Source organism: Kribbella pratensis (assembly GCF_004366075.1).
Classification (GTDB): domain Bacteria; phylum Actinomycetota; class Actinomycetes; order Propionibacteriales; family Kribbellaceae; genus Kribbella; species Kribbella pratensis.
On record NZ_SODU01000003.1, the window covers coordinates 1328979 to 1354954 of the forward strand.

Here is a 25976-nt window from a genome sequence, read left to right on the forward strand (position 1 = left end):
GGTCATGGGGCGAGGGTTTGCCAGGCGGCCATGGCGCAGGTGATGACGGTTTCGAGTTCGGCTCGGGTGGCGCCGTCGCGGGCTTGGATCGAGAGGCCTTGGACGACGGTGGCGTAGTACCTGGCCATCGCGTCCAGGCCGACCGGTGGCGCGAGCAGATCGCCGTCGGTCACGCCGCGGGACAGGCGGTCCTTGATCTCGGCGTACTGACCTTGGCGGCCGGCAGCCAGGAACTCTCGTACTGCGTGATTTTCCGTAGCTCCCGTGGGGGCGGCCAGGATCAGCATGCAGTAGTGCGGGTGCTCGGGATGGGTGATCTGGTCGGCGGTTGCCTGCAACATCGCGTGGATCGCCTCCCGAGCCGTCGGTCCTTCGCGGAGCGCGCGGCGGGGCGGTTCGCCGGCTGTTGCGCCGTACAGGCCCATGACCTGCCGGAACAGGCTTTCCTTGCTGCCGAAGCAGGCGTAGATGCTGGCGGACTTGATCCCCATGGCCTGGGCCAGGTCGTTCAGCGAGGTGCCTTCGTAGCCGCGTTCCCAGAAGACGTCGAGGGCCTGGCGCAGGGCGACGTCCGGGTCGAACGTCCGCGGTCTGCCACGAGTGGCCATGTGGGTCCCTCCGAAAGAATTCTTGGTCGATCGATCAAGTTTATCTTGACCCCTGGATCCGGCGGTGCCACCATTTGTTGATCATTCGACCAATAAATAGGAGCGACCGCGATGCGTGCGTTGCAGCAGACGTCCTTGAACGGGCCGGCGGACCTCCGGCTGGTCACCGATGCACCGATTCCGGTCACCGGCCCGGGCGAGGTGCTGATCCGGGTCGTTGCCGCCGGCCTCAACTTCGTCGACATCTCGCAGGCTCGCGGAACCTTCGCGGGCGGCCCGCAACCGCCGTACGTGGCCGGCATCGAAGCCGCCGGTGAAGTGACGGCTGTCGGCGAAGGAGTGGAGCTGGAACTCGGCACTCACGTGGTCGGTGTCAGCATCCGGGGCGGGGCGTTCGCGGAATACCTGGTGCTCCCGGCGGTCGCGGCCCTCCCGGTGCCGGCTGGCTGGGACGACGAGCAGGCGCTGGGTCTGGTTGTGAGCTGGCCGACTGCCTTGGCCGCGCTCCGGCTCGGCGGGCTGGGCGCCGGACAGACCGTACTGATCCACGCCGCAGCCGGCGGGACCGGGCAGGCCGCGGTGAAGATGGCGAAGCACTACGGCGCGACGGTGATCGCGACCGCCTCACCTGAGAAGCACGAGGTGGTGCGCGGGCTGGGCGCCGACCATGTCCTGAGCTCCCGCAGTGCCGATCTCGCCGCCGAAGTACTACGGCTGACCGATGGCGTCGGCGTCGACCTGACGCTCGAGTCGGTCGGCGGCCCGACTCTCGACGCGAGCCTGTCCGCCACAAAACGCGTCACCGGCCGAGTAGTCGTCTTCGGCCTACCCGCCGGCGAGGCCGCACTCAGCAACTGGGACCTCGTCTACAAACACCAGGTCCAGCTCATCGGCCTGAACATCGGCATCCTGATCCAGACCACGCCACAGCTGTACGGCGAGATCATGGGCGAACTGTTCCGCCTCCTCGCGACCGGAGTACTCGGCCCCGCCGAGCCCACGACGTACGAGCTCGCCGACGGCCCGAAAGTACTCACAGAACTCGAATCCCGAGCCACTATCGGCAAACTCGCACTACTGCTGTGAAATGCTCCGGCTCCGCGCTGGCGACCACGAGGGGTTAACCGTTGCCGCGTCCGCTGTGCAGCTGGTCAGGACGCGGGCGGTTAGGCGGGTTCGGTCCAGTGGCCGGTGGTGGCGAAGGTTTCGAGGGTGGTGGTGTAGGGGGTGATGTCGATGCCGCTGGTGCGGAGCCAGGCGTCGTCGTAGTAGGTGTTGCCGTAGCGTTCGCCGCTGTCGCACAGCAGGGTGACGATGCTGCCGCGGGCCCCCGTACGGCGCATTTCGGCGGCCAGGCGTAGTGAGCCCCAGAGATTGGTGCCGGTGGAGCCGCCGACGAGGCGGCCGGTGACGCGGGAGCAGAAGCGCATCGCGGCGATCGAGGCGGCGTCGGGGACCGAGATCATCCGGTCGACGACGCCGAGCACGAAGGACGGCTCGACGCGTGGGCGGCCGATGCCTTCGATGCGGGACGGGCGACCGGTGGAGAACTCGTGGTCGCCGGCTTCGAAGGCCGGGAAGAACGCCGAGTTCTCCGGGTCCACCACGGCGACCGACGTGTCGTACCGCTGGTAGCGGACATAGCGCCCGATGGTGGCCGACGTACCGCCGGTCCCGGCGCCGACGACGACCCAGGTCGGGATCGGGTGCTGTTCCAGCGAGAGCTGACCGAAGATCGACTCGGCGATGTTGTTGTTGCCGCGCCAGTCCGTCGCGCGTTCGGCGTACGTGAACTGGTCCATGTAGTGGCCGCCGGTCTCGTCGGCCAGGCGCTTGGCCTCGCCGTAGATCTGGCCGGAGCGCTCGACGAAGTGGCAGCGGCCGCCGTAGAACTCGATCAGCTCGATCTTCTCCGGGCTGGTCGACGCCGGCATCACCGCGATGAACGGCAGCCCGAGCAGGCGGGCGAAGTACGCCTCGCTGACCGCGGTGGAGCCGCTGGACGCCTCGATGACCGTGGTGCCCTCGTGGATCCAGCCGTTGCACAGGGCGTACAGGAACAGGGACCGGGCGAGCCGGTGCTTGAGCGAGCCGGTGGGGTGCACGGACTCGTCCTTGAGGTACAGGTCCACACCCGAACCCTCCGGCATCGGGAACACATGCAGATGCGTGTCCGCGCTCCGGTTCGCGTCGGCGTCCACGATACGGATCGCCTCGGACACCCAGGCGCGCGCCTTCTCGTCCCGGCGATCGACCTCACGGCACACCCCGTCAACCTCACTCATGCGGGCCAGGCTAGGACGTACGGCGCGATTTGAGTATTCCTACGCTCCGCAACCACCCGTCCCGGCGGCGAGGATCAGTCTCATGAACGTCATTCCTGACTGGTACGCCGCGCTGGCCGTCGCCGCTCTCGTGGGGACTGGTGCCCTCATGACGAGCGGTCCGCTCGCGGTGGTCGGCTGGCTGCGCGCCGAACGCCATCGGTTCTGGAACGGCGTGTGGCACCTCACCTGGAGCATCGCGCTGTCGGCCGCAATCATGGCCGTCTGCCTCTTGCTACACCTCGGATGGCTCATGACGGTCCTGGACTGCGCAGTGCTCTGGTCGCTGGCCTGGTTCCTCCTCCCCCGCGAGCGCCGGGCACGCATCCTGCATCACCCGAACATCGGGCAGCCGCCGTACCCACAGCAACAGCTGCACGCGCAGCAGTACGCCGGGTGGCCTCGATGATCCCGCTCGGCGCCATCCACTTCTCCCCCGCCGAGGTCGCGCTGATCCTCGCGATCCTCGCCTTCGGGTCGATCGCACTGGCGCTGCCGGCCACCCTCACGCTCGCCTGGGTCGGCTACCGCCGCGGCACGACACGACCGGCCGCGAACGCCCTCTGGTACTGGTTCGGCGGTACGGCGCTCTCCGTCGCAACGACCGCACTGGCGGCGGGACAGGGCCTCGGCTGGTTCGCCGTACCGATCGGATGGATTCCCACGTTGTTGCTGGCCGCCGTGCTCAACCCCCGCTGGACCCCGAACGCGAGCTAGGTTGGGAACCCATGACGAACGGGTTGGGGGAACGATGACCGAGAACAGTGATCGGCCGACGCGGCAGCGGGTGACGTTGACCGATATCAGCTCGCGGGCCTGGGAACACCCCGCGGACCGTGGTGCGCTGGTGGCGCTGCGGCAGCTGAAGGGGTTCGACTACGTCCTGCGGAAGATGTCGGGCCTGATCAACGAGCGCGCGTTCCGCCTGCAGTACCTCGGCTCGGCGATCCGGGTCGACGAGCGGCAGTTCCCGACCGTGAACCGGCTGTTCACCGAGGCGGGCTCGACCCTCGACGTCCGCCAGCTCCCCGAGCTGTACGTCACCAACAGCCCGATCTGGAACGCGGTCACGATCGGCATGGACAAGCCGTTCATCGTGGTGAACAGCGCCCTGCTGCAGGGCCTGGACGAGGAGGAGCTGCGGTTCGTCCTCGGTCACGAGCTCGGCCACGCGCAGAGCGGGCACGCCCTCTACCAGTCGCTCTTGCTCTGGCTGATGCGCCTCACCGGCGCCATCGGCTGGATGCCGATCGGCGCGCTCGGGCTGCGCGCGATCATCGCCGCACTGCACGAGTGGTCCCGCAAGGCGGAGCTGTCCGGTGACCGGGCCGGCCTGCTCGCGGTCCAGGACCCGGCGGTCGCGCTGCGCGTCCAGATGAAGCTCGCCAGCGGCGGTCAGCTGAACGAACTCGACACCACCGCGTTCCTTGCGCAAGGAACGGAGTACGAGAGCGCCGGCGACCTGCGCGACAGCGTGCTGAAGCTGCTGCTGCTCGAGGCGCAGTCGCACCCACTGGCCGTGATCCGCGCGCACGAGCTGCGGCGCTGGGTCGACGAGGGCGAGTACACGACGATCGTCTCCGGTGATTACCCGAAGCGTCAGGACGACGGCGACGCGTCGATCTCGCAGGAGGCGAAGAACGCCGCCAAGTCGTACTCCGACGCGTTCAACCGCTCGCAGGACCCGCTGGCCAAGTTCCTCCGCGACCTCGGCGACGGCCTCGGCGGCGTCCGCGACTGGGTCTCCTCGAAGTTCCCGCCGAGGACCTGATGGTCGAGCTGAACACCGTTGGTCCGGATGACTGGAAAGCCTGGCGGGAGCTTCGGCTGGCCGCACTGGAGGAAGCGCCGTTCGCGTTCGGGTCGCAGCTCGCGGACTGGGTCGACGCTCCGGAGGAACGCTGGCGGGAACGGCTGTCCGTACCCGGCGCCTATCAGGTGATCGCCTCGATCGACGGTACGCCGGTAGGTATGGCCGGCGGCTTCCGTGGCGAGGAACCGCAGACGGCCGAGCTCGTCTCGATGTGGGTTGCGCCCGCCGGCCGCGGCAAGGGCGTCGGCAACGCGCTGATGACCGCGATCGAGGACTGGGCCCGCGGCATCGGCGCCGGCACGCTGCAGCTGTCAGTTGTCCCGGGCAACGACCCGGCGCACAACCTGTACCTGCGCCACGGGTACGTCGACACCGACGAGCCCGGCGACCTGATGCCGGACGGCGTACGTCGCGAACTCGTGATGCGCAAACAGCTGTAGCCAAGACGAAGGGCCCGCTTCCCCCCTCCCGGGAAGCGGGCCCTTCGAGTACTGCGGCGATCAGCCCATGTGGACGGGCTGGCCGTCGTTGGCCAGGTCCTTGTGCTTGATCGACAGGCCGACCAGCGTGATCAGGGCCGCACCCAGCGCCAGGAACGCCGACCAGATGAACGCCCGGGTGAACCCGTGCGTCGTGGCGAGCGCCGTGAACTGCCCCTGCAGCTGCTTGATCTGCTCCGGCGACTGCCCGGACTCGGCCGCCTTCTGCAGGCCCGGGGCCAGCTCGGCGAACTTGTCCTTGATCGCGTTGGTGGAGATCGTGCCGAGCAACGCCAGGCCGACCGCGCCACCGATCTGCTGCACCGTGTTCAGTACGGCGGAACCGACGCCGGAGTCCTCGTTCGCGACCCCGCTGACCGCGGTCAGCGTGAGCGGGACGAAGATCAGGCCCATACCGAACGAGAGCACCAGGATGTACGGCAGCAGGTGGGTCAGGTACGTCGAGTCGATCTCGAGCCGGCTGAACCCGAACATACCGGCCGCCACGAACACCCCACCGGCACCCGAGATCCACCGCGGGTCGACCCGGGCCACGAGCGCCGACGCGACTTGCGCGGCGACCACGATGCCGAAGCTGAACGGCAGGAACGACAGGCCGGTCTTGATCGCGCTGTAGCCCATGATGCTCTGCACGAAGATGCCCAGGAAGTAGAACATCGAGAACATCGCCGCACCGACGATGAGCATCACGAAGAAGCTCACGCCGCGGGTCCGGTTCGCGAGGATCCGGAACGGCATCAGCGCGTGCCGCGAGCGGGCCTCGATCGCGAGGAAGGTCCCGATCAGCGCCAGGCCGCCGAGGATGAAGATCAGCGTCCAGGTGTCGCCCCAGCCGTCGGTGGCGGCGTGGGTCAGACCGTAGACCAGCGAGGTCAGACCGACGGTGCCGGTGATCGCACCCGGGAGGTCGAACTTGCCGGTCTGCCGGGCCGACTCGCCCAGGAACCGGAACGCCAGCACCGCCACGATCAGGCCGATCGGCGTGTTGATGAAGAAGGTCCAGCGCCAGGACGCCTCGGTCAGCGCGCCACCCAGGATCAGACCGACAGCCGCGCCGGCGCCGGACATCGCGGCGTACACGGCCATCGCGCGGTTGCGCTCCTTGCCGGCCGGGAACGTCGTGGTGATGAGTGCCAGTGCGTTCGGCGAGGCCGCGGCGGCCGCGATGCCCTGCAGGATCCGGCTGGCCAGCAGCACGCCTTCACTCTGGGCGATACCGCCGACGAACGACGCCAGGCCGAACAGCACGACGCCGACGATGAACACCTTACGGCGGCCGAGGATGTCCCCGATCCGGCCGCCGAGCAGCAGCAGGCCGCCGAACGCCAGCGCGTAGGCGTTGACCACCCACGGCAGCGAGGCGTCGGTGAACCCGAGCGCGTCCTTGATGTGCGGCAGCGCGATGTTCACGATGGTGCCGTCCAGCACCACCATCAACTGCGCCATGCAGATCAGCGCGAGCGCGATACCGAGGTTGCGGTGGCCGTGCGCGCCGGCCACGGTCTCAGCGTCGACCGGCCGCCGCTGGGGCGGATCGGCGTCGATGACTTCTTCGGACATGGAATATTTCCCCTCTTGGGCAGACTTGCCTGGTTGAATCGCGGACCGGCCCCTCACCGGTCAGCTCACCTGCGACCCCCGCGCCGCAGGCAGGATCACGTTGTCGATGACTCGGAGGATCAGTTCGTCGGTCGGCTCGATGCCGAGGACATAGGCGTGGTGGACGATGACGGCGGGCAGCGTCGTCGAGAGCAGCTCGATGTCGACGTCGGCACCGATCTCACCCCGCTCGACAGCCCGTTCGAACACCTTGCGGGTCAGTTCCAGCCGCGGCGCCAGGAACCGCTCACGAAACGCCTTCTGCAGGTCGGCGTCACGATGCAGGGCGGTGATCAGGCCGGCGATCACCGACATCGGCATCTCGTCGGTGAAGCCACCGTCACCGCACGCCATCGAGATCATGTCGCCGCGGAGGCTGCCGGTGTCGACGTCCTCCGGCATCGGACAGCCCTTCGCCCGGCTGATCGCGTCCACGACCAGCTCGGCCTTGGTGGACCAGCGCCGGTAGAGCGTGGCCTTGCTGGCCTTCGCCGCCGTCGCCACCGCGTCCATGGTCAGCCGGTCGTAGCCGAGCTCGGCCACGACCGCCACGGTCGCGTCGAGGATCTCGTCCTCACGCCCACCCTCGACCCGCGGCCGCTGCCGCACGCCTGCTGCCTCCACGATCATCACCCTGAGTAGCTAAAACACCACGGATAGAACGAAACGGTTCCGTTTCATCCATCACGATACGACTCATGTGAAGGAGTGCACAAACGATTTTGCCGGGAATTCGCTGATGGCATAGATCACTCTCCGTACCAGTCGACTACTGGTACGGCGGGATCAGACAGGACTTACTCGTCGTCCTCGGCGGAGCGGGCCTGTTCGAGTCGGGTGGAGATCTTGGCGGCGCGGGTCTCGATCTTGCCGGCCAGGCGGTCGCGGGCGGCGCGGAGGACGAAGATCGACAGGATCGACGAGACGATCAGGGCCAGCAGGGCGATCGGCCAGATCGACAGCCAGGTGCGCAGCGCGATCCAGAGCACCGCCAGGCAGACGGCGAACAGGGCCGCCCGCAGGCCGGTGTAGATCCCGAACTCCTTCATGTCAGACCCCGGCGTAGGAGTGCAGGCCGGAGACCAGCAGGTTCACCCCGACGAAGTTGAAGATGAAGACGAACCAGCCGACGATCGCGATCTTCGCGGCTCCGCTGCCCCGCCAGCCGGCGGTCGCGCGGGCGTGCAGGTAGGCGGCGTACACCACCCAGGTCACCAGCGACCAGACCTCCTTGGGGTCCCAGCCCCAGTACCGGCCCCAGGCATGCTCGGCCCAGATCGGCCCGGCCACCAGCACCCCGAACGTCCACAGCGGGAACGCGAACGCCAGCACCTTGTACGCCGTACCGTCCATCGCCTCCGCGCTCGGAAGCCGGCGCAGCGATGCCGCCATCGTGCCGCCGGCCAACACACGGCGTTCGGCGCGGGCCTTGACCAGGTACAGCACCGAGACCAGGCCGCCGACGGTGAACGCACCACCGGAGATCGCGGCCGCGGACACGTGGATCACCAGCCAGTACGAGTGCAGCGCCGGAACCAGCGGACCGGCCGGCGTGTAGAGCGCCAGCGCGGCCAGACCGAGGACGGCGGCGACCACGAACGTCACGCCGAGCCCGAGGTACTGCAGCTTGTAGCGCTGCACGAAGATCAGGTACACGATCGCCACCGCGAGCGACGCCGTGATGGAGAACTCGTACATGTTCCCCCACGGCACGCGCCCGGCCGCGAGTCCACGCGTCACCACACCGCCCAGGTGCAGCACGAAGGCCAACCAGGTCAGCAGCAACCCGATCCGGCTGGCCGCATCAAGCCGCTCACTCGACGCCGGCTCCTCAACAGCAGGAACATCAACAGCAGGAACATCAGGTACGTCGGTGGGGTCCCCGGAGACCGCTGCGCCGTCGGAGGCGACCAGCACCTCCTCCTTGACCGCGGCGGACTTCGCGACCGCGGCACGACCGAGGGCCCACTCCATCGCATGGGAAACCATCGCGAGGGCGTAGATCACCGTGGCCGTCGGAATCAGCAAGTTGGAGACTTGCGCGTAGGCCTCCGGGCTCATGGCTGCTCCTGGGTGCTCGAGCTGGCGGGTTTCAAAGCTGTGGTGATGGCCTGGATCTCGTCACCGAGGCCGCGCTCGGGGCCGCGGTCCAGACCGGCGACCTCGACAACGGTACGCCCGTCCTCTTCGCGGACCCGCACCCAGGTACGGCGCGGATGCACGAACAGCGAACCCATCAGGCCGAGGATCGCCAGCGAGATGCCCGCCAGCGCAAGGCCCGTGCCCGGAGTATGGCTGATCTGCAGCTTCACCCAACGGCTGTAGCCGTCGAACGTGATCGACCCGGCCTTGTCCGGCAACTGGGCGCTCTGCCCCGGCGCGAGCTGGAGCCGCCACTTGTCGCCGTTCTGCTGGAACTGCGTCAGCTTCGACTTGTCCAGCTGGTACACCGACTCCGGCTTCCCGGTCTCCGGCCGCGGCCGGCCGTAGTACCCGGTCATCACCAACTCCGGGTTCAGATCATCGGGAAACACCGACACAGGTCCGTTCGGACCGATGTACGCGGTCGGCAGGAAGAAGCCTTCGAACCCGAGCGTCTCCGGTCGCGCATCCGGCGCCTTGATCACCCCGAACGACGAGAAGTTGCTGTCCTGCGGCAGGAACGGCGCCGGGCCGGAAAACGCGACATTTCCCTGCCCGTCCTTCACGGTGACCCGGGGTGCGTATCCGTGGCCGAGCAGGTAGACGCTGCTCCCGTCCAGCTTCAGCGGGTGGTTGACCTCGAGCAGGTACGACTTCTCCGGCGCATCCGGCGTCTGCTGGTAATCCAGCTGCGCCTTGAACTCCCGCGCCGCGCCCTTCTGCGGACCGTCCTCCTGGAACTTCGCCTCGAAGTCCTTCACGGTCAGCGAGAACGGCGGCAGGTCGTCGTCACCGCTGAACGCGCGTCCCGGCGTGAAGTCGTCGTACTGCGCGACCGAGTTGGAGAAACCGTTGCCCACGACAACCAGCACGGTGCCGCGGTAGCCGAACAGCGAACCCCAGGCGACCCCGACCAGCGCCAGGATCAGCGAGAAGTGAAAGAGCAGGTTGCCGGCCTCGCGCAGGTATCCACGCTCCGCGCCGACAGCTCCGTCGTACGACTGCACCCGGAAGCGGCGTTTCCGGAGCTCGCGGGTCGCGACCTCGATGACGTCGCCGGCCTCGGCGAGCTCGAAGCGCTGGTACCCGGGCAGCCGGTTCAGGTTCCGCGGCGGCTTCGGCGGCCTGGCCCGCAACCCCTTCACGTACACGGACAACCGCGGTACGACGCAGCCGATCAGCGAGATGAACAGCAACAGGTAGATCGCCGAGAACCACGCGGACTTGTAGACGTCGAACAGCCCGAGCTTGTCGTAGAGCGGCCCGAGGGTCTTGTGCGCGGCGAGGAAGTCCGAGACCTTGATCGGGTCGATCGGCGTCTGCGGGACGAGCGATCCCGGCACCGCGCCGAGCGCCAGCAGGAACAGCAGCACCAGCGCGGTCTTCATCGACGTCAGCTGCCGCCAGGTCCAGCGCAGCCAGCCGACCAGGCCGAGCGCGGGCGGTCCGGACGGTTCCTCCGGGCCCGACGCCGCGGCGATCCGATCCTTGATTTCAGTCATCAGACCGCCGATCCGAAGTTGGCGACCCACTGCCGCAGGTCCGCGGTCATCGCATCCCACACTCCCGTCAGCAGCAGCAGTCCCACCGCGATCATCAGTACGCCGCCGATCCTGATCACCAGCAGCTGATGCTTGCGGACCCACGCCACCGCGGACAGCATCCGCCGGAACGCCAGCGCCGCCACGATGAACGGAATCCCCAGCCCGAGGCTGAACACCAGCGCCAGCGTCGCCCCGCGCCCGGTGCTGCCCTCGGTGGTGGCCAGCGTCATCACGGTCCCGAGCGTCGGCCCGATACACGGCGTCCACCCGAATCCGAACAGTACGCCGAGCAGCGGCGCCGCCGCGATCCCGACCGCCGGGACCCGGTGCACCCGCAGATCCTTCTGCAGGAACCCGAACCCGCCGAGAAAGACGAGACCCAGTACGACGGTCAGGCCGCCGAGGACCCTCGTGATCGTCGTCTGGTGGTCGATCAGCAGGTCGCCCGCCTTGCCGAACACCACGCCGGTGAGGATGAACACCGCCGAGAACCCGGCGACGAACAACGCCGTACCGGCCAGCATCCGGCCGCGCTTGTCCGAGCCGAGCTCGGCCGCGGACAGGCCGGTGACGTAGGACAGGTAGCCGGGCAGCAGTGGTACCACGCACGGCGAGAAGAACGAGATCGCACCGGCCAGCACCGCGATCGGCAGTGCGACCAGCATCGAACCCGTCATCGAGTCGGCGAACCACTGTCCCATCAGCTCAACCGGCGTCCTTGACCATTCCGAGCAGCGTCTGCTTCGTGACTTCGCCGACGACGCGTCCCGCGACCTTGCCGTCCTTGTCGATCACCAGCGTGGTCGGGATGGCCTTCGGGGAGATCTGGCCGCGGAACCGCAGCAGCGCCTTGCCGTTCGGGTCGTAGATGCTCGGGAACGGGACGCCGAACTCCTGCACGAACTTCTTCGCCGGCGCCGGGTCGAGGTCGCGCGTGTTCAGTCCGATGAACTGCACTCCGGACCCGAGTTCCTTCGACGCCGCGACCAGCTCGGGCGCTTCCTTGCGGCACGGCGGGCACCACGAACCCCACACGTTCAGTACGACGACCTTGCCGGTCTGCTCGGACAGCGTCCAGGTCTTACCGTCGAGCGTCTTCCCGGTGAGCTCCGGCGCCGCCTTCCGATCGCCGGCCGCGAACGTCGACACGTTGCCGTTGCCGCTGACGAACCCCGACTGACCCTGGCGGTTCTGCGCCGCCTGCTGGCCGGAGCTGCACCCCGCGACGAGGAGCACTCCGGCAACCAGCAACGCCGTACGACGCATCACGCCCCTCCGACGAACTTCTTCGGGTTCTTGACCGGCAACAGATCCTTCGCGGGTTCCGAGTAGCCGACCGAGACGATCTGCTCGCCGTGGAAGGTGAACGAGGTCAGGCTGGCCAGGCTGCACTGGCGCCTGCGCGGGTCGTGGAACATCCGGCGGCCCTCGATCGCGGACCGGACGATCCAGATCGGCAGCTGGTGCGACACGATCAGGGCCTCGTGCCCGGCGGCCTTCTGCCGGGCGGTCTCGATCGCGTCCCGCATCCGGCGGACGAGCTGCTGGTACGGCTCACCCCAGGACGGTTTCCACGGGTTCCGCAGCAGCCACCAGGCGCTCGGGTTCTTCAGTGCGCCGTCGCCGACGCCGAACTTCTTGCCCTCGAACAGGTTCGCCGCCTCGATCACCCGCTCGTCGATGTCCGGCGTGAGGCCGAACACCTTGGCGATCGGCTCCATCGTCTCCTGGGCCCGCTCCAGCGGCGAGCTGACCAGGTGCACGATGTCGCGGCCCTTGACGTGCTCGGCCACCCGGTCGGCCATCGCGCGGCCGAGCTCGGACAGGTGGAAGTCGGGGATCCGGCCGTAGAGCACGCCGGTCGGGTTGTGCACCTCGCCGTGACGCATCAGGTGCACGACCGTCGTTTCGGTCACCGCTGTCCCTTCAGTTCTGTACTTGCGTCGCCACCGTGGCCGCCGCGCGGGCTGCCGGAGCCAGAGCAGCCTCGAGCTCGGCCAGCGCGTCGTCGTCGATCGCCGCGCTGACGAACCAGGCCTCGAACGCGCTCGGTGGCAGGTAGACACCGGCGTCCAGCATGGCATGGAAGAACGCCTTGAACCGGGGCAGCACCTGGGCGTTGGCTCCGGCGAAGTCCCGGATCTCGGCAGGTCCCTCCGAGGACTCCACGAAGAAGACGCTGAAGAGGTTCCCGGCCGCCGAGATGACGTGCGGCACACCTTCCTTGTCCAGCGCGGTCGACACCAGGCGCTGGATGGTGAGCGAGGTCTCGTCGAGCTTGGCGTAGACCTCGTCGGTGGCCAGCCGCAGCGTGGTCAGGCCGGCGGTCGTGGCGATCGGGTTCCCGGACAGCGTCCCGGCCTGGTAGACCGAGCCCTCCGGCGCGAGGTGCGACATGACATCGGCGCGGCCGCCGAACGCCGCGGCCGGGAAGCCGCCGCCCATCACCTTGCCGAAGGTCATCAGGTCCGGCCGGACGCCGTCGACGCCGTACCAGCCCGAGCGGGTGATCCGGAAGCCGGTCATGACCTCGTCGGAAATGAAAAGTGCACCGTTTTCCGTGCAGGTCCGGGCGAGGAACGCGTTGAAGTCGTCCCGCGGCGGAACGACGCCCATGTTGCCGGGCGACGCCTCGGTGATCACGGCCGCGATCTGGTCGCCGTACTGCGCGAACGCGGCGGCGACCGCGGCCTGGTCGTTGTACGGCAGCACGATCGTGTCCGCGGTGGTGGCCTCGGTGACTCCCGGCGTACCGGGGATGCCCAGCGTGAGGACGCCGGAACCGGCCTGGGCCAGCAGTGCGTCCACATGGCCGTGGTAGCACCCGGCGAACTTCACGATCTTGGCGCGCCCGGTGAACCCGCGGGCGAGCCGGAGCGCGGACATCGTCGCCTCGGTCCCGGACGACACCAGCCGGACCTTGTCCACCGGTGTCCGCGCGACGATCTCCTCGCCGAGCAGGACCTCGGTCTCGGTCGGCGTCCCGTACGACGTACCGCGGCCGACGGCAGCCTGGACGGCGGCGATCACCTCGGGATGGGCGTGGCCGAGCAGCAGCGGGCCCCAGGAACTGACCAGGTCGAGATAGCGGTTGCCGTCGACGTCGGTCATGTGACATCCGTCACCGGAAGCCATGAAACGCGGTACGCCGCCGACGGCGCGGAAGGCGCGGACCGGAGAGTTGACCCCACCCGGGGTCACCGTGGAGGCTCGGGCGAAGAGTTCGGCGGAATGTTCAGTGTGTGCGGGCACGACGGCCATTCTCCCTCGCCGGTCCGGCACCCTGATCGGCAGGGGAGGGCGAATTTCAGGTCCTGATCCCGCCAAGGGGTTCACAGGCGCTTTGTTACGCGCCAGTATGGATACCCGGTGACCGCACGTACACGGTCTGCGTTCGACGCGTAACCCACGCAACGGGGCGGACGTTAGACCTATTACGACGGCAACCGACACAGGCACAAAGACTGTCCGCTGCGTGGGGCCGGACCGGTCGATGAGTCACGGAGGGGAATCATCGATGGCGAAGGGCAAGCGCCGCGCCACGGGTAGCGGCTGGCGTCAGGTGGCGCCGCTGATCCCGCTGGCGCTGTTCGCGAGCGCGTTCACCGTCAGTGCCACGGACGACCCCGCGATCGCTACGGCGTCGCTGGAGAACGGACTGTCCGGAGGCAACCCGGTCGTCGTACCGAAGCAGCCGATCGCCTTCCCGGCCAATGTGCCGGTGCCGGGCGTCGTCGGCCACGGAGTCGATCCTGGCGAGCAACCGACCCAGGTGGTGTCCGGACTGTCCCGCAACGGCATCCCGAACGCCGCCCTCAAGGCGTACTCCCGAGCCCAGCAGGTGCTGGCCCAGGCAGACCCGACGTGCCACTTGCCGTGGACGCTGGTGGCAGCGATCGGCCGGGTCGAGTCCAACCACGGCCGCTTCGGCGGCAATTCGCTGAACTCGCTGGGCGTCGCGGTGCCGGGCATTTTCGGCCCGCGGCTGGACGGTTCATCCGGGACGGCCCGGATCTCCGACTCGGACGCGGGTTCGTTCGACGGTGACGGCGCGTTCGACCGCGCGGTCGGCCCGATGCAGTTCATCCCCGGCACGTGGCGAGCCATGGGAGTGGACGGCGACGGCGACGGCGTGCGGAATCCGCAGGACATCGACGACGCGGCGATGTCGACCGGGGTCTACCTCTGCTCGGGCAAGACCGACCTGTCCAAGGCCAGTGATCTGAACGCCGCGGTTCTGCGCTACAACCACTCGCAGCAGTACGTCGACCTGGTGGTCAGCATCGCGAAGGCGTACGCCGGCGGCAGCTGGATCGCGGTCGGCAACGGCACCGCGGGTGACGACGTGGACGAAGCCGGCGACCAGATCGACGACCCGACCATCGACGCCCCGTCGGACAAGGACCTGCCGGAGGCGATCGACATCCCGACGCCCACCGCGACGGCGACGCCGACTCCGATCCTGACCGACGAGCGGGACGGCAACCGGCCGACGGACCGGCCGACCGCGACACCGACGGCGACTCCGAGCAGCCGGCCGACGGCGACACCGACGACGGTCAGGCCCACCACCTCGAAGCCGACCACGGCCAAGCCGACGGTTCCGGCCACGACCACGCCGAAGCCGGGTCTCACCAGCCTGACGACGGCCGTCGGGGTCATCGTCGGCACGGCCGGCAGCACGCTGGCCGAGCTGCAGAAGGCCACGACGTACTGCCAGTCCGAGATGGCGAAGGTGACGATCACCAAGCCGACCCAGACCCAGCTGCAGAAGTGCGTGACCGCCTACCAGACCGGTGGCGCCAAGGCGGTCGACCAGGTCATCCGCGGCCTGCTGTCGGCCCTCGGGCTGCTGGGCATCCTCGGTGGAGGCATCCTCGGGAGCTGATCCCCACTGGACCGGCGCGCCAGCCCCCACCCCTCCCTTGGCGCGCCCCTGGCGACGCCACGAAGCAATCCCCCCGGCTTCGTGGCGTCGCTCTTTTTAACGTTCAGGCGGCCCAGGCGCGGTCGATCGTCTGGGTGATGCTGTTGCCGATCAGGTCCGTCGCGGTCACCCGGATACTCGGGTACGCACCGGCCGGTACCTGGGCGCGGAGCGTGCCGATCCCGCGGAGCGACAGCTTCGTCCAGGTCTTCCCGTCGTACGAGATCTCGGCCGTGGTCCGGAAGATCCCGCCGCCGCGCACACCCGGCTGGTAGCGCGGAGTGAGCTCGAGCCAGCCGTTGGTGTGCTTGTAGTCGACCTGAACGAGCGGCAGCACTGCCCGGCTCTTGGACGGCACCGAGAGGAAGTGCCACCGGGTCTGCGTCGACGTCGAGGTCTTCGCCCAGCTGTTCGGGCCGCGCCGCTGGTCCAGCGTGAGGTCGTACCAGGCGGCGCGTTCCGGGACGGTGAACTGTGCGACCGACCAGTTCTTGCTGCCCAGTTCGACGCCGTTGCTGGTCAGCTTCATGCTCGTCACGTCGCCGCGGTCGGCCCAGCCGAACGTGGTCCGGTCGCCGCTGACGTACTGCGGAATCGCGATCCGCAGCGCGTCCTCGAACCGCGCCGGCGGCCAGCCCTGCGCCTCGTCACCCGGCGCATCGGACAGTCCCGGTACGGCGGGACGCGTGATCGACTCCCACCAACCGCGCGTGACCTGCTCGCCCGGCCGGTAGGACCGCGCGATCGTGGCCTCGAAGCCGGTCTCGTTCCACTCCCCCGCGGACGTCTTCTCGTCCCAGGTGACGCCCTTCTGGTCGGTGACGAGGTAGTCGGTCCGCTTCACCGCACCGGCCACCAGACGTGACGCCGACAACCCGGTCGAGATACCCGGAAGGTGCGCGATCCGCTGGTCCCGGTGCAGCCAGAACGCATCGTTGCGCTGGAAGTCCGTCGTCACCACGGCCGGGCGCATCTTCGCGACGTCGTACGTCAGTCCGCCCTTCACGACCGACGGGCCGAGCGCGACGTCGTACCGGTAGGTGCTGTCGAGCAGACCGTTCAGCTGCACGGACTGCGGGCCCTTCGCCAGCTCGGCGAGCAGTTGCTTGCCCTGCTCGGATCGCAGCAGGTAGAGCGGGACGCCCTGATCGCTACTGGTCGACCAGAAGCCGGGCGCTTCGTTGTAGAGGAACACCACCTTGGCGCCGGCGGCCTTCGCAGCCTTGACCTGTGCGGTCGTCTTGCTGAAGCCGCCCCATCGGATCAGTACGGCGGTGTCCTTGGCGCCGGTCAGCTCGGCCGCGGTACCGTCGCCGCCGTTGTACAGCGGGAGTTTCGCGTTCCCGACGTACACGGTCCGGGACGACCCCTCGGCCGGCGTGGCCAGCCGGACGCCGTTGATGTCGACGGTCAGCTTCGGCTGCGCGAGGTCCCAGCGCTGCACGACCTGGAAGGTGCCATTGGCAACCTTTCCGAAGTCCTGGACGTAGACGCCGTCGGCGACCCGGCCGTTGTACGCCCAGCCGGAGACCGCGTCCCGGTCCCCGACCTTGCGGTGCCAGGCGATCCCGATGCTCTGCGCGTCGGCCGGTCGCGGCGTCTTGATCGTCACCTTGTGCGCGGTCCGGGCGTCGAACGTGAACGTCCGGTCGCTGCCGATCCACTCGTCCGGATCGCCGAGCAGCGTGATCGAGTTCGCCCAGTTCGCCTCGTCGCCGCCGACGGCGTACGCCATCACGCTGTAGCGGCCGGTCGGTACGTCGACGGTGCGGCTGCCGGTCTCGTCGAACGCGATCGCGCTGACGTCACCGGTGTCCTGGTTCCACAGCTGCACGCCGCTCGCACCGGCCTTGGTGGTGGCGGGCTGTCCGTCGCGGCCGATCGCCTTCACGGTCACCTGGTTCAGCCGCCCACCGGCCGCGAACCCGAGGCCGGTCCGGTACGACGTGGCGCCGGCGCGGGCCGTCAGCACACCGGCGTACTTGGCGGGCTGGGTCTTGGCGAGGTCGAGGGTGACCGTCGCGGACCCGGTACCACCGGCGGGGATGGTCAGCCGGGCCGGGCTCACCGTCAGCCCGGCCTCCACCCCCGCCGGAGACTGTGCGTCGACCGAGAGCGTGAGCGTCACCGATCGCCTCGAGTTGTTGCGGTAGGCAACCGTACGCGTGACCGGCGCGGGGGCGGCCGGGCCGGTCCAGGACAGGTCACCGAAGAACAGGTTGGCGGCGTCCGGGAGGACCGACGGGTCGAGCGCGTTCGGGATGTCGATCCGGCCGAGGCCCTGCTGGTCGGTGCGGGCGCCGGCGGAGGGGACAGCCGTCGAGGCCAGTGCGGCCTTGAGCTGCGGCCCGGTCCAGTCGGGGTGCCGTTGTGCGAGGATCGCGGCCGCACCGGCGACGTGCGGCGTCGCCATCGACGTACCGCTCATGGCTGTGTAGTACTGGCCGAGGACGTGGCCCTGCTCGGTGCCGGCGGCGCGCGCGGCGGCGATCTCCACGCCGGGGGCGGTCACCTCGGGCTTCAGGGCGCCGTCGCCGACGCGCGGACCGCGGCTGGAGAAGTTCGCGAGGCTGTTGTCCCGGTCGACCGCGCCGACGGTCAGCGCCTCGGACGCGGCACCCGGCGATCCCACGGTCTCCTCGGCGCCGGAGTTGCCCGCCGCGATCACGAACAACGCGCCGCTCGACTTCGACAACCGGTCGACGGCCTCGCTCATCGGATCGGTACCGTCGGACGGCCAGCCGCCGAGGCTCATGCTGACGACCTTCGCGCCCTGCTGGACGGCCCACTCCATGCCGGCGATCGCCTCGGAGTCGTAACCGCCGCCGCTGTTGTCGAGCACCTTGCCGATCAGCAGTTCCGAGCCCGGCGCCACACCCTTCCGCTTGCCGGCGGACGCCGTACCGAGACCGGCGACGATGGACGCGGTGTGCGTGCCGTGGCCGTGTAGATCCTGGACCGCCTGGTCGGGCACGAAGCTCTCCGCCGCGACGACCTGCTTGGCGAGATCGGGGTGGCCGGCGTCGTACCCGGTGTCGAGGACGGCGACCTTCACGCCGTGGCCGTCGTACCCCTGCTTCCAGGCGGTCGGGGCGCCGATCTGCTTCGTGGACTGGTCGAGGGTTGCGTGGGTGCGGCCGTCGAGCCAGACCTTGGTGACCTGGCTGGACTTGAACGTGGTCGGGCCGCTGATGCCGTCCCAGAACGTCTTCGCGTCGGCCTTCTGCACGGTCACCGCGGTGCTTCCGACGCTGGCGAGGGTACGGCGGTACGTCGAGGCCGCCGGCGTACTAGGTGCGCTGCGAAGGGTGGCGGGCGCGGTGAGGAGGAGCGGAAGGCTAGCCCTGCTAGCGTCGTCGTACCCCTGCGCCGCGAGCTCGGTCAGGTTGAAGAGGCGCTTGTCGAGGCGGCCCGCGGAGAGCAGCGGGTAGGCGTCGGCCGGGACCAGGGTGAGGTCTCCGTCGAAGGTGCCGAAGTAGTACGGCTCGTCGTCGAGCAGGCGGGCCGAGACCTGGCCGTTGGAGCTGGTGGTCAGCTCGGCGACGTCGCCGGTGACCAGCGTGATCCGCTTGCTACTCGCGCCAGGCGTCGGGTTGGTCGTCGAATTGGTCGCCGTGGGGCCGGCCGGTACATCGGGCGGGCCGGCATTCGCCGTGGTGGTCGTCAGCAGCAGGGAACCGGCGACCACCGCGGCGAGCAGGCCGGCCGCGGACCGGGACATTCGAGACATCACAGGGGGAAACCTCCCGACGCCCCGACCCACGCGAGGCCGTCATCGGGAGCCTGTCAGTTGCCATCAGCCCCAGTCCACCACTCCCCCTGACCTACACCCGCCATGACCGATACCAGCCACCCATCGCGCGAACCCTCCACCTCAGTGGATATCCACTCAGCCGGAGGGTTGCCCACCCGTATTTCGAGTGGGCAACCCGCCAGCTCGATGGGCAACCCGCGTCAGGCGAAGCGCTTGGTGATGTTCTCGACCCGCTCGAGGAGGTCGAGGTCGTAGGCGACGCCGGGGACGTAGAAGATCACGTAGTCGGCGCCGGCCTCGAGGACCGCCTCGACCTTGTCGGCGATCTCGTCCTCGGTGGCGATGATGTTGTCCCGGTCGAACTTCTCCCGGTTCATCGGGCCGAGGGCCTTCTCGGTCGCCTTCTGCGGGTCGTCGCCCTTGTCGATCGGGAACACGTTGAAGTTCGTCGACTTGATGATGTCGTCGTAGTTCCGGCCGAGCTTCTCGCAGTGGCCGCGGAGGATGTCGGCCTTCTCCTTGAACAGCTCCGGGTTGCCGCCGCCGATGTTCGCGGCGTCGGCGTACTGCGCGACCAGCTTCAGCGTGACCTTCGGCCCGCCGCCGCCGATCCAGAAGCTCGGGTGCGGCTTGCGGACGCCCTTCGGCTCGTTGATCGGGGCGTCGATCGAGTAGTACTTGCCGTTGTAGACCGGCTTGTCCTCGGTCCACATCTTGTAGATGATCTCGGTCGCCTCACGGAACGCCGCCATCCGCTGCGGTACGTCGGTCCACTCGTAGCCGTACGCCTTCCACTCGTGCTCGTACCAGCCCGCGCCGATCCCGGCGTACAGGCGGCCGTGGCTGGCGACGTCGACGGTGGACGCGATCTTCGCGTACAGCGACGGGTTGCGGTACCCGTTGCAGCCCACCATCTGGCCGATGTTGACCCGCTTGGTGTCGCGGGCCAGCGCGGCCGTCGCGCTCCAGCACTCGAAGGTGGTGTTGTCACTCGGCTCCGGCACCGTGTGGAAGTGGTCGAACAGCCAGATCGAGTCCCACGACTGCTCGTCGGCCCGCTTGGCGACGTCGGTCATCGCCTCCCACTGCTCGATCGGATCGGCGATGCCGGCCAGGTCCATCTTCCAGCCCTGCGGTACGAAGACCCCGAAACGTGTAGTCATGCTGCCATCCTTTCCGGGGATGGCAGCATCGGTCCATCAATCCGAGTACTGAATTTGCACTCAATCGGACCACTACAGCTTCTTAATTCGCGCTCAGGACTCCCGCTCCGGTGCTGGGCTCGCTGCGATCCACGGCTCGGCCGGAGAGGATCGTGTTCAGGATGAGCGGCGAGACCCGGCCGCCGAACTCCTGCCGGGTGAGGGCCGCTACACCGGCAGCGGTCGGCGCGGAGGCCGACGTACCGAAGAAGCGGCAACCGCCCTGCGTCGTGGTCGGGCAGGTTCCGGAACCGAAGCCGCCGACGCCGCTGACCGACTCGCCGTCGGCCGCGAGCCAGTTCGGCGCCGGGAAGTTCAGCGCACCTGCCCCGGGGATCCCGCGGCACGGACCGGGCTGACCGCCGGGGCAGCGGGTCGTGGTGACGAGCTGCGTCGGGCCTGCGGCGCTGAACGGCTCCAGCGGGGAGGTCTTCGGGTCGGTGGACACGCTCGAGTTCACGGCGCCCGCGCTGGTGGCGAAGACGGTGTAGTTCGAGTCGGGGTTCATCGAGCCGGCCCGCTCCGGCGGGTCGATCGTCTGGACGCCGGACGCCAGCGCCCGCCAGCGCAGATCCAGGATCGGAGCCTTCCGCGCGGTCGAGGTGCCTTCGACGTCGACGACGAGCTTCACGGGCTGCGCCGTCTTCGTCGTGTTGAAGTACTCGAACTGCTCGATGGTGTCGCCCACACCGTTCGCCTGGACGGCGGTGCTGGACGCGAGGCACTTCGTCCCGGTGCTGTCCATCAGGTACAGGTTGAGGTCGGTGAATCCGCCCTGGCCCGCGGTCGGGTAGATCGCCCGCGGCTCACTCCACTGCAGCGTCGGCAGGATCCCCGCGCCGGGCAGCAGATTGAGGTCGTACGACGTGTCGCTGCCGCGCAACTGCACCACGTTGTCGGGGTCCTTCTTACAGCCGGTGTACGGCCCGGTCGCGCCGTCCGCACCCTTGCCCGTTCCGGTCGCGGTCACCCGCGGAGCGTGCCGGTTGCCGAGGTTGCCGGCCGAGGAGCTGACCCAGATGCCGTGCTTGGCGAGCGCCTCGGCCGTTGCGGCGCCGAGGCCCTGCTGGAACGCGGGCTCGTCGTCGAGCGCGATGTCCTCGGCGATCATCGTGACGCCGGACTTCGCAAGGAGGTGGAACGCCTCGAAGTAGTCGGCATTGGTGTCGAGCGTGCTCGCGAACGCCAGCTTCGCGTCCGGCGCGAGGTCGTGGATGATCTCCATCATCGCGGTGCCCTCGTCGTTACCGTACGGCGCCGACTGCAGCACCTGGGTGTCGGCCGGCAACTCACCCGCGGCGATCGCGTCCGCGACGTGGTCGGCGTCACCGGAGATCACGCCGATCTTCTGGCCGCGACCGGTCAAGCCCTTGGCCTGTGCCTTGTCCGCCTGGTGCAACTGGACGCCCTCGGCGGTGATCGGGCCGACATCGACGGCGGGCCGCAGGGACGGGCGCAGCGCCGTCACCCAGTCGAGTGCCGCGACGGCGTCCAGCTTGTCGTACGGGACCGTGGCGGAGACCAGGCCGGTGCTGGGGAGCTCGGCGCCGGCGACCGCCGGGAAGTCGGCGGAGTTCTTGAGGACTGATGCGCCGAGTGCGGTCAGGTCGGCCTGCTGTTGCGCGGTGACCGGCGCGGCGGCGTACACCTGGACGCCCAGACGGCTGCCTTCGACGCCCAGTGAGCGGGCCTGCACGTTCGATTGCTTCTTCGCGGCGAGCGTCGCGGCGTCCCGCAGCATCGACGGGACCTTAACCGCGGCCCGGCCGTGTGCGGCCGGTGCTGCCGCGGGGTCCAGTGGCGCCGCCGCGGTCGCCGGGGAGCCCACGGCAACCACAGCCATCGGAACGACCAGCATCACGCTGCCCAGCACATATCGGAGCTTCATAGGTGTCCCTTCCCGTCCAGCACGGTCGCGACCCACAGTCATCTACCCACCAACCGACTGTCCAGTCCTTGCGTCTACCGATCCGAGCACGGTCGATCCCGGGCTGACCTGTCAGACGCGGTAGCCGAGGTCCTCTTCCTCGATGTCCCGGTCGATCCAGCGCAGGTACCCGGGCCACAACCGAGCTGCCGTCGTGGACGGCGCACAATTCGAGGAGCTGCGCAGGCAGGGTGGACCCGACGACGGCGGACCATCGCTCGAGGTCCGCTTGCGTTGCCGGCGGGCGGAGGGTGGAGTCGACGCCTGGTACCGGCGCTCAGGCTCTCTTCGATGGCTGTCCACTGCGTGGCGATGCTCACCAGCGGATCCCAAGCCCGTGAGAGCGCTCTAGTTCCGGAACCGGTGAGGTCTTGACCCGGGTTCGGGGAGGGCTGAGAGTCGGGGCCGAGCGCCCGTGCTCGATATCCCTGTGAGGAGTCGCCCATGCTCTGGTGGTCTGGTTCTCGAGTGGTGGATCGCCGGAGAGGGCGGGTGGCGCTCGTCGCGGCGGCTGCTCTGCTGGGCGGGCTGCTGGTGGCGACGCCGGCGGCGGCCGACGATCCGGCTCCGGTGACGTTGGCGGCGTTCGAGGGTGCGGAGCCGTTCGCGGCGCCGCCGAACGCCGGGATCTTCACCTGGGGCAGCGACGCCGACGACCCGCCGACGCTCGAGCTGCAGACCCGGGCGGACGCTCCGGCCGGCGAGAAGGTGCTGCACGGGACGTACGACATCAGCGGCTGGGGCGGATTCAGTCACGACGTCACGTACGACGTGAACCCCGGCGACTGGTCGCCGTACAAGGGGATCCGGTTCTGGTGGTACGGGCAGAACACCGCCCCGCTTCCGCCCGGCTCCGGGAAGCGGATCTTTTTCGAGATCAAGGACGGCGGCGCGAACGCCGAGGCGTCCGAGCTGTGGAACACCAGCTTCACCGACGACTGGCAGGGCTGGCACCTGGTCGAGATCCCGTTCGGCGAGCTCGTGTACCGCGGTGACTACCAGCCCGTCGGCGGGATCGACCACATCCTGAACCTGACCCAGATGTGGGGCTACGCGTTCACGATGCCGGCCGGTGCGCCGGGTGAGTTCGCGATCGACCAGGTCGAGGTCTACGGCAAGGCCGATCCGGCGCTGAAGAACAGTGTCGTGACCGACGCCGACGTGTACCCGGTCAAGGAGGGCGGAACCGCACAGGTGAAGGTCTCGGTCGCGACCACCGGCGGTACGCCGCTCGAGGAGCCGGTCACGGTCGACTACAAGACCGGAACCGGAACAGCCGGCGCCGACGACTACACGCCGGTTTCCGGAACGATCATGTTCCCGGCCGGAACAGTTTCCGGAACGTCGCAGAACGTTTCCGTGACCACCCGGAAAGACGGTTCCGCGGAGGTTGCGGAAACCGTTCCCCTCGAGCTCGCCGTCACCGGCGCCAAGGCCCCGCAGACCCAGCCCGTCGTGGTGATCGACGCCCACGACCTGCCGTACCTGAACCGGAAACTCCCGATCGGAAAACGCGTTACCGATCTGCTCACCCGGATGACGACGGCGGAAAAGGTCGGACAGATGACCCAGGCCGAGCGGAACGCGCTCCGGTCCCGCTCGGACATCGCGTCGTACGCGCTCGGCTCGCTGCTGTCCGGCGGCGGCTCCGTCCCGACCCCGAACACCCCGGCCGCCTGGGCCGCGATGATCGACACCTTCCAGCTCAACGCGCAGGCGACCCGGCTGCAGATCCCGTTGATCTACGGCGTCGACGCGGTGCACGGGCACAACAACGTGATCGGCGCGACGATCCTGCCGCACAACATCGGGATCGGCGCCACCCGCGATCCGTCGATCGCGCACAAGACCGGTGAGGTGACCGCGACCGAGGTCCGCGCCACCGGCATCCCGTGGGACTTCGCGCCGTGCGTGTGCGTGGTCCGAGACGACCGGTGGGGCCGCGCGTACGAGGGGTACGGCGAGGATCCGGCGCTCGTGCAGTCGATGGCGACCGTGATCACCGGTCTGCAGGGCAAGGCCGACGGCAGTCAGCTCGCGCGCAACAACCACGTCCTCGCCACCGCGAAGCACTTCGCCGGCGACGGCGGTACGACGTACGGCAGCTCGACGACCGGCTCGTACAAGATCGACCAGGGCATCACGCAGGTGACCCGGCAGCAGCTGGAGACCATCCACCTCGCGCCGTTCAAGACGGCTGTCGACCTCGGCATCGGCACCGTGATGCCCTCGTACTCGAGCATGTCGGTCGACGGTGCCGCGCCGGTCAAGATGCACGGGGACGGTGAGCTGATCAACGGCGTGCTGAAGCAGCGGATGGGCTTCGACGGATTCGTGATCAGCGACTGGCAGGCGATCGACCAGTTGCCGGGCGACTACGCGAGCGACATCCGTACGTCGATCAACGCCGGCCTGGACATGATCATGGTGCCGACGAACTACCAGGGCTTCACCCAGGGCCTGACCGCGGAGATCGGCGGCGGCCGGATCCCGATGACCCGGATCGACGACGCGGTCCGCAGGATCCTGACGGAGAAGTTCAAGCTCGGCCTGTTCGAGCACCCGTACGCCGACACGACCAACGCCGCGACAGTCGGATCGGCCGCACACCGAGCCGTCGGTCGCCAGGCGGCGGCGAAATCCCAGGTGTTGCTGAAGAACGACGGCAATCTGTTGCCACTGGCATCGACTGCCAAGGTGTACGTCGCCGGAAGCAACGCGAACGACCTCGGCAACCAGATGGGCGGCTGGAGCATCAGCTGGCAAGGCGGATCCGGTGCGACGACAACGGGTACGACGATCCTCGACGGGATCAAGCAGGTGGCGCCGGATGCGACATTCAGCGCCGACGCGTCAGCACCGCTCGACGGTCACGACGTCGGCGTGGTCGTGGTCGGCGAACGCCCGTACGCCGAAGGAATCGGGGATGTCGGCAACGGTCACGACCTGCTGCTCTCGGCTGCCGACAAGGCCGCCGTGGACAAGGTCTGCGGCGCGATGAAGTGCGTCGTGCTGATCGTGTCCGGCCGCCCGCAGGTGATCGCGGACCAGCTCGGCAAGATCAACGCACTGGTCGCGTCATGGCTACCGGGGACCGAGGGTGCCGGCGTTGCGGATGTGCTGTTCGGCAAGGTCCCGTTCAGCGGCCGCCTGCCGGTCAGCTGGCCGCGCGCAGAGGACCAGCAGCCGTTGAACGTCGGCGATGCGTCCTACAACCCGCAGTACCCGTTCGGATGGGGCCTCACGACCCAAGCCGCAGCCCGTGCCGCACTGACAGAGACCCGCAACACCCTGCTGAGCAAGCACGATCCTTACGCGGTCGCGGCTGGGATCGCGGCGGGTGTCGCACTCCAGGTCCGCGACTGGTCAGGGCCGCAGGCAACCATCGCATTGGCCGCGGCCGCGCAGTCCGCCAAGTTCCTGGAGCGCACCAAGGCCGACACCTTCGCCGAGGACGATGCGGTCGTCGGCGTCGCGCGCTGGATCGCGCAGAACCACGTCGGCCAGAACCTGAACGAGCCGGCGTCGAAGCTCATCTCCGACGCCGACCACGCCCTCCTCAGCGGGCAGCTGAGCACCGCGGTCACGAAGCTGACTGCAGCTTCCAGGTAAGACAAGCGTTGGCCGGGACGGTGA

The 25976-nt window shown here is 68.7% G+C and carries 21 protein-coding genes; 7 read left to right on the top strand and 14 right to left on the bottom strand.

Annotated features, from left to right (window positions below; translation table 11 throughout):
• Window positions 1–2 precede the first annotated feature (2 nt).
• Window positions 3–608, bottom strand: a complete 606-nt coding sequence (locus EV137_RS30660) for a TetR/AcrR family transcriptional regulator (protein ID WP_134008023.1) — start codon at window positions 606–608, stop codon at window positions 3–5.
• A 111-nt stretch (window positions 609–719) separates the two neighbouring features.
• On the opposite strand from EV137_RS30660, the gene EV137_RS30665 reads away from it, so the two are divergent.
• A complete protein-coding gene (locus EV137_RS30665) occupies window positions 720–1694 on the top strand; it encodes an NADPH:quinone oxidoreductase family protein (protein ID WP_134131682.1) in 975 nt (324 codons plus the stop codon).
• Window positions 1695–1774: 80 nt separating this feature from the next.
• Here the strand turns inward: EV137_RS30665 and cds1 are convergent, their stop codons facing one another.
• Window positions 1775–2893, bottom strand: coding sequence for an L-cysteine desulfhydrase Cds1 (gene cds1 / locus EV137_RS30670; protein WP_134131683.1), 1119 nt, complete (start codon window positions 2891–2893; stop codon window positions 1775–1777).
• A gap of 82 nt (window positions 2894–2975) precedes the next feature.
• Between cds1 and EV137_RS30675 the strand changes: the two genes are divergently transcribed.
• Genes EV137_RS30675 through EV137_RS30690 form a run of 4 tightly spaced genes read left to right on the top strand, consistent with a single transcriptional unit; the run spans window position 2976 to window position 5185 of the window.
• Window positions 2976–3341: a hypothetical protein gene (locus EV137_RS30675; RefSeq protein WP_134131684.1), complete on the top strand. Its 366-nt coding sequence runs from the start codon at window positions 2976–2978 to the stop codon at window positions 3339–3341.
• Window positions 3338–3649: a hypothetical protein gene (locus EV137_RS30680; RefSeq protein WP_134131685.1), complete on the top strand. Its 312-nt coding sequence runs from the start codon at window positions 3338–3340 to the stop codon at window positions 3647–3649. The genes EV137_RS30675 and EV137_RS30680 overlap by 4 nt, the downstream gene beginning before the upstream one ends.
• 34 nt (window positions 3650–3683) lie before the next feature.
• Window positions 3684–4703, top strand: coding sequence for a M48 family metallopeptidase (locus EV137_RS30685; RefSeq protein WP_134008013.1), 1020 nt, complete (start codon window positions 3684–3686; stop codon window positions 4701–4703).
• A complete protein-coding gene (locus EV137_RS30690; protein ID WP_134008011.1) occupies window positions 4703–5185 on the top strand; it encodes a GNAT family N-acetyltransferase in 483 nt (160 codons plus the stop codon). Before EV137_RS30685 ends, EV137_RS30690 begins: the two co-directional genes overlap by 1 nt.
• A gap of 60 nt (window positions 5186–5245) precedes the next feature.
• Here the strand turns inward: EV137_RS30690 and EV137_RS30695 are convergent, their stop codons facing one another.
• The 9 genes from EV137_RS30695 to hemL all read right to left on the bottom strand — a co-directional run bounded on the left by EV137_RS30695 (window position 5246) and on the right by hemL (window position 13791).
• The gene (locus EV137_RS30695) at window positions 5246–6805 is read right to left on the bottom strand and encodes an MFS transporter (protein ID WP_134008010.1); all 1560 of its coding nucleotides are present in this window, start codon (window positions 6803–6805) and stop codon (window positions 5246–5248) included.
• A gap of 60 nt (window positions 6806–6865) precedes the next feature.
• Window positions 6866–7468, bottom strand: a complete 603-nt coding sequence (locus tag EV137_RS30700; RefSeq protein WP_238175651.1) for a TetR-like C-terminal domain-containing protein — start codon at window positions 7466–7468, stop codon at window positions 6866–6868.
• Window positions 7469–7641: 173 nt separating this feature from the next.
• A complete protein-coding gene (locus EV137_RS30705) occupies window positions 7642–7893 on the bottom strand; it encodes a DUF4229 domain-containing protein (protein ID WP_133789614.1) in 252 nt (83 codons plus the stop codon).
• A gap of 1 nt (window position 7894) precedes the next feature.
• Entirely contained in the window at window positions 7895–8905 is a 1011-nt protein-coding gene (gene ccsB / locus EV137_RS30710; RefSeq protein WP_134131686.1) for a c-type cytochrome biogenesis protein CcsB, read from the bottom strand.
• Window positions 8902–10488 carry a cytochrome c biogenesis protein ResB gene (gene resB / locus EV137_RS30715; RefSeq protein ID WP_134131687.1) on the bottom strand — a complete coding sequence of 529 codons (1587 nt, stop codon included), beginning with the start codon at window positions 10486–10488 and terminating at the stop codon, window positions 8902–8904. The genes ccsB and resB overlap by 4 nt, the downstream gene beginning before the upstream one ends.
• Window positions 10488–11231, bottom strand: a complete 744-nt coding sequence (locus EV137_RS30720; RefSeq protein ID WP_133789617.1) for a cytochrome c biogenesis CcdA family protein — start codon at window positions 11229–11231, stop codon at window positions 10488–10490. Before EV137_RS30720 ends, resB begins: the two co-directional genes overlap by 1 nt.
• A 4-nt stretch (window positions 11232–11235) precedes the next feature.
• Window positions 11236–11796, bottom strand: a complete 561-nt coding sequence (locus tag EV137_RS30725; protein ID WP_134131688.1) for a TlpA family protein disulfide reductase — start codon at window positions 11794–11796, stop codon at window positions 11236–11238.
• Window positions 11796–12419: a histidine phosphatase family protein gene (locus EV137_RS30730; protein ID WP_238175711.1), complete on the bottom strand. Its 624-nt coding sequence runs from the start codon at window positions 12417–12419 to the stop codon at window positions 11796–11798. Before EV137_RS30730 ends, EV137_RS30725 begins: the two co-directional genes overlap by 1 nt.
• A 37-nt stretch (window positions 12420–12456) precedes the next feature.
• Window positions 12457–13791, bottom strand: a complete 1335-nt coding sequence (gene hemL, locus EV137_RS30735; RefSeq protein WP_134131689.1) for a glutamate-1-semialdehyde 2,1-aminomutase — start codon at window positions 13789–13791, stop codon at window positions 12457–12459.
• A 256-nt stretch (window positions 13792–14047) separates the two neighbouring features.
• Here hemL and EV137_RS30740 point away from each other — a divergent pair, with 256 nt between their 5' ends.
• Window positions 14048–15418: a lytic transglycosylase domain-containing protein gene (locus EV137_RS30740; protein WP_134131690.1), complete on the top strand. Its 1371-nt coding sequence runs from the start codon at window positions 14048–14050 to the stop codon at window positions 15416–15418.
• A 103-nt stretch (window positions 15419–15521) separates the two neighbouring features.
• On the opposite strand, the gene EV137_RS30745 is transcribed toward EV137_RS30740, so the two are convergent.
• The 3 genes from EV137_RS30745 to EV137_RS30755 form a co-directional block, all read right to left on the bottom strand.
• A complete protein-coding gene (locus EV137_RS30745) occupies window positions 15522–19187 on the bottom strand; it encodes a S8 family peptidase (RefSeq protein ID WP_134131691.1) in 3666 nt (1221 codons plus the stop codon).
• Between the two features lie 224 nt (window positions 19188–19411).
• Window positions 19412–20374, bottom strand: a complete 963-nt coding sequence (locus tag EV137_RS30750; RefSeq protein WP_134131692.1) for an LLM class F420-dependent oxidoreductase — start codon at window positions 20372–20374, stop codon at window positions 19412–19414.
• Window positions 20375–20456: 82 nt separating this feature from the next.
• Window positions 20457–22301, bottom strand: a complete 1845-nt coding sequence (locus tag EV137_RS30755) for a S8/S53 family peptidase (RefSeq protein ID WP_166680053.1) — start codon at window positions 22299–22301, stop codon at window positions 20457–20459.
• A gap of 531 nt (window positions 22302–22832) precedes the next feature.
• Between EV137_RS30755 and EV137_RS30760 the strand changes: the two genes are divergently transcribed.
• Window positions 22833–25952 carry a glycoside hydrolase family 3 N-terminal domain-containing protein gene (locus EV137_RS30760; RefSeq protein WP_238175652.1) on the top strand — a complete coding sequence of 1040 codons (3120 nt, stop codon included), beginning with the start codon at window positions 22833–22835 and terminating at the stop codon, window positions 25950–25952.
• The last annotated feature ends 24 nt before the right edge of the window (window positions 25953–25976 follow it).